This window comes from Blastococcus sp. SYSU DS0828, assembly GCF_054050975.1.
The window spans coordinates 1-5,203 of sequence record NZ_JBJHAK010000046.1 but is presented as its reverse complement, the minus strand read 5'-3'; the positions used below and the strand labels follow the sequence as shown (position 1 = coordinate 5,203).

The following is a 5,203-nucleotide window of genomic DNA, read 5'->3' as shown; positions in this document are numbered from 1 at the left end:
TGTGGTTGGGGCTGGGATTCCTTTGGTTGATTGATATCGCGAGTGTCAGCTCGCGGTTCTCAGCTGCGATCAAATCATCTACGGAGAGTTTGATCCTGGCTCAGGACGAACGCTGGCGGCGTGCTTAACACATGCAAGTCGAACGGTGAACCACTTCGGTGGGGATCAGTGGCGAACGGGTGAGTAACACGTGGGCAACCTGCCCTCAGCTCTGGGATAACTCCAAGAAATTGGGGCTAATACCGGATGTGACCGCTGACCGCATGGTCTGGTGGTGGAAAGATTTATCGGCTGAGGATGGGCCCGCGGCCTATCAGCTTGTTGGTGGGGTAGTGGCCTACCAAGGCGACGACGGGTAGCCGGCCTGAGAGGGTGACCGGCCACACTGGGACTGAGACACGGCCCAGACTCCTACGGGAGGCAGCAGTGGGGAATATTGCGCAATGGGCGGAAGCCTGACGCAGCGACGCCGCGTGGGGGATGACGGCCTTCGGGTTGTAAACCTCTTTCAGCAGGGACGAAGCGAGAGTGACGGTACCTGCAGAAGAAGCACCGGCCAACTACGTGCCAGCAGCCGCGGTAATACGTAGGGTGCAAGCGTTGTCCGGAATTATTGGGCGTAAAGAGCTCGTAGGCGGTTCGTCGCGTCGGCTGTGAAAACCTGAGGCTCAACCTCAGGCCTGCAGTCGATACGGGCGGACTTGAGTTCGGCAGGGGAGACTGGAATTCCTGGTGTAGCGGTGAAATGCGCAGATATCAGGAGGAACACCGGTGGCGAAGGCGGGTCTCTGGGCCGAAACTGACGCTGAGGAGCGAAAGCGTGGGGAGCGAACAGGATTAGATACCCTGGTAGTCCACGCCGTAAACGTTGGGCGCTAGGTGTGGGGCTCATTCCACGAGTTCCGTGCCGCAGCTAACGCATTAAGCGCCCCGCCTGGGGAGTACGGCCGCAAGGCTAAAACTCAAAGGAATTGACGGGGGCCCGCACAAGCGGCGGAGCATGTTGCTTAATTCGATGCAACGCGAAGAACCTTACCTAGGCTTGACATGCACGGAAATCCTCCAGAGATGGGGGGTCCGTAAGGGCCGTGCACAGGTGGTGCATGGTTGTCGTCAGCTCGTGTCGTGAGATGTTGGGTTAAGTCCCGCAACGAGCGCAACCCTCGTCCTATGTTGCCAGCGAGTAATGTCGGGGACTCATAGGAGACTGCCGGGGTCAACTCGGAGGAAGGTGGGGATGACGTCAAATCATCATGCCCCTTATGTCTAGGGCTGCAAACATGCTACAATGGCCGGTACAAAGGGCTGCGATACCGCGAGGTGGAGCGAATCCCAAAAAGCCGGTCTCAGTTCGGATTGGGGTCTGCAACTCGACCCCATGAAGTTGGAGTCGCTAGTAATCGCAGATCAGCAACGCTGCGGTGAATACGTTCCCGGGCCTTGTACACACCGCCCGTCACGTCACGAAAGTCGGTAACGCCCGAAGCCGGTGGCCCAACCCTTGTGGAGGGAGCCGTCGAAGGCGGGATCGGCGATTGGGACGAAGTCGTAACAAGGTAGCCGTACCGGAAGGTGCGGCTGGATCACCTCCTTTCTAAGGAGCACTGGCCGCCACACTGGTTGTGGTGGTCCAGAGCCGCGCCCACACCGTGATCGGTGCCCCGTCTGGGGGTGCCGGCGGAGCGTGTGGGGTGGTGCTCGAGGGTGGAACGCTGACTCGTTCGGCCGGCGGCCTGGTGCTGCCCCTAGTACTGCACACACTTGTGTGTGCGTGGAGCGGGGTGGGAGTGGGTGGTTGGTCGTAGGCACGCTGTTGGGTCCTGAGGGAGCGGGTGACCGTTTCTTCGTGTCAGGGCCTTCCTGTTGTCGTACCGCCCGGGGTTTTCCGGGGCTGGCGGTGGCGTGGTGGGGGGTTGCTGGTCGTACGTTGAGAACTGCACAGTGGACGCGAGCATCTTCTGACTCTGTTTGCAGAGTTCAAGTGTTGTAGGCCCGTCTCATCATTTCCTTCCGGGGGTGTGGGGCGGGATTTTTGTGTGGCCAAGTTGTTAAGGGCACACGGTGGATGCCTGGGCACCAGGAGCCGATGAAGGACGTAGGAGGCTGCGATAAGCCTCGGGGAGCTGTCAACCGAGCGTTGATCCGAGGATTTCCGAATGGGGGAACCCCGCACCAGTCATGTGGTGTGACCCGCGCCTGAACACATAGGGCGTGTGGAGGGAACGTGGGGAAGTGAAACATCTCAGTACCCACAGGAAGAGAAAACAACAGTGATTCCGTGAGTAGTGGCGAGCGAAAGCGGAAGAGGCTAAACCGATCGCATGTGATAGCCGGCAGGCGTTGTGTGGTCGGGGTCGTGGGACAGTTCTGCATCCTCTGCCGGGGGTGCGGGGAGTCATAAAGGACTTGTGTTAGTGGAAGGCCTCTGGAAAGGGTCGCCGTAGAGGGTGAGAGCCCCGTACACGAAAACGCAGTCCCTCCCGAACTTGTTTCCCAAGTAGCACCGAGCCCGTGAAATTCGGTGTGAATCCGGCGGGACCACCCGCTAAGCCTGAATACTCCCTGGTGACCGATAGCGGACAAGTACCGTGAGGGAAAGGTGAAAAGTACCCCGGGAGGGGAGTGAAATAGTACCTGAAACCGTGTGCCTACAAGCCGTGAGAGCCTTATCCACTTCGGTGGAGGGGTGATTGCGTGCCTTTTGAAGAATGAGCCTGCGAGTTAGCGGTACGTGGCGAGGTTAACCCGTGTGGGGTAGCCGTAGCGAAAGCGAGTCCGAACAGGGCGTTTGAGTCGCGTGCTCTAGACCCGAAGCCGAGTGATCTACCCATGGCCAGGTTGAAGCGCGGGTAAGACCGCGTGGAGGACCGAACCCACCAGGGTTGAAAACCTGGGGGATGAGCTGTGGGTAGGGGTGAAAGGCCAATCAAACTCGGTGATAGCTGGTTCTCCCCGAAATGCATTTAGGTGCAGCGTCACGTGTTTCTTGCCGGAGGTAGAGCACTGGATGGCCGATGGGCCCCACAAGGTTACTGACGTCAACCAAACTCCGAATGCCGGTAAGTGAGAGCGTGGCAGTGAGACTGCGGGCGATAAGGTTCGTAGTCGAGAGGGAAACAGCCCAGATCATCGGCTAAGGCCCCTAAGCGTGTGCTAAGTGGAAAAGGATGTGGGATCGCAGAGACAACCAGGAGGTTGGCTTAGAAGCAGCCACCCTTGAAAGAGTGCGTAATAGCTCACTGGTCAAGTGGTTCCGCGCCGACAATGTAGCGGGGCTCAAGCACACCGCCGAAGCCGTGGCATTCACACGTTCGCCCGCCGACACCTCTTCAGGTGCCGGCCAGGTGTGTGGATGGGTAGGGGAGCGTCGTGTGGCGGTGGAAGCGGCGGAGTGATCCAGCCGTGGACGCCACACGAGTGAGAATGCAGGCATGAGTAGCGAGAGGGGAGTGAGAACCTCCCCCGCCGGAAGACCAAGGGTTCCTGGGCCAGGCTAATCCGCCCAGGGTGAGTCGGGACCTAAGGCGAGGCCGACAGGCGTAGTCGATGGACAACGGGTTGATATTCCCGTACCCGCGAAGGAACGCCCATGCTGAACCCAGCGATGCTAACCCACCGAAGCCGGTGAGCCCACTTGTGGGCGATCCGGTGGAGCTGGGGACCCGGACTGGTAGTAGGCAAGCGATGGGGTGACGCAGGAAGGTAGTCCTACCGGTGAGTGGTAGTACCGGTGCAAGGGTGTGGCCCGCGGAATAGGCAAATCCGTTCCGCATGAGGGTGAGGCCCGACGCATAGCCGATTGAGGCGAATTGGATGATCCTATGCTGCCGAGAAAAGCCTCTAGCGAGTTCCGAGCGGCCCGTACCCCAAACCAACTCAGGTGGTCAGGTAGAGAATACCGAGGCGATCGAGCGAACTGTGGTTAAGGAACTCGGCAAAATGCCCCCGTAACTTCGGGAGAAGGGGGGCCATCTGCTGTGAACCGCCTTGCGCGGGGCAGCGGTGGGTGGCCGCAGAGACCAGTGAGAAGCGACTGTTTACTAAAAACACAGGTCCGTGCGAAGTCGTAAGACGATGTATACGGACTGACGCCTGCCCGGTGCTGGAACGTTAAGGGGACGGGTTAGCCGCAAGGCGAAGCTCAGAACTCAAGCGCCAGTAAACGGCGGTGGTAACTATAACCATCCTAAGGTAGCGAAATTCCTTGTCGGGTAAGTTCCGACCTGCACGAATGGCGTAACGACTTCTCAGCTGTCTCAACCACAGGCTCGGCGAAATTGCACTACGAGTAAAGATGCTCGTTACGCGCGGCAGGACGGAAAGACCCCGGGACCTTTACTATAGCTTGATATTGGTGTTCGGTTCGGCTTGTGTAGGATAGGTGGGAGACTGCGAAGCGGGCACGCCAGTGTTCGTGGAGTCGCCGTTGAAATACCACTCTGGTCGAATTGGATGTCTAACCTCGGTCCGTGATCCGGATCAGGGACAGTGTCAGGTGGGTAGTTTAACTGGGGCGGTTGCCTCCCAAAATGTAACGGAGGCGCCCAAAGGTTCCCTCAGCCTGGTTGGCAATCAGGTGTCGAGTGCAAGTGCACAAGGGAGCTTGACTGCGAGACCGACGGGTCGAGCAGGAGCGAAAGCTGGGACTAGTGACCCGGCACCGGCATGTGGAAGCGGTGTCGCTCAACGGATAAAAGGTACCCCGGGGATAACAGGCTGATCTTCCCCAAGAGTCCATATCGACGGGATGGTTTGGCACCTCGATGTCGGCTCGTCGCATCCTGGGGCTGGAGTAGGTCCCAAGGGTTGGGCTGTTCGCCCATTAAAGCGGTACGCGAGCTGGGTTTAGAACGTCGTGAGACAGTTCGGTCCCTATCCGCCGTGCGCGTAAGAGACTTGAGAAGAGCTGTCCCTAGTACGAGAGGACCGGGACGGACGAACCTCTGGTGTGCCAGTTGTACCGCCAGGTGCACTGCTGGTTAGCTACGTTCGGCAGGGATAACCGCTGAAAGCATCTAAGCGGGAAGCTCGCTTCAAGATGAGGTCTCTCACCGGGTCAACCGGGTAAGGCCCCCGCCCAGACCAGCGGGTTGATAGGCCGGAAGTGGAAGCACCGCAAGGTGTGGAGCTGACCGGTACTAACAGGCCGAGGGCTTGACCACACACACCTCCACCACGAGGGGTCTGTGCCAGGGTCAACCAA

At 59.1% G+C, this 5,203-nt stretch carries 2 rRNA genes; both read left to right on the top strand.

The features are described 5' to 3' along the window. Positions 1-77: 77 nt before the first annotated feature. Positions 78-1,594: ribosomal RNA gene (locus tag ACI79Q_RS20735) — 16S ribosomal RNA — on the top strand. A gap of 444 nt (positions 1,595-2,038) precedes the next feature. Next, positions 2,039-5,162 (top strand): 23S ribosomal RNA (locus ACI79Q_RS20730). Together the 16S and 23S rRNA genes form the textbook arrangement of a ribosomal RNA operon. The last annotated feature ends 41 nt before the right edge of the window (positions 5,163-5,203 follow it).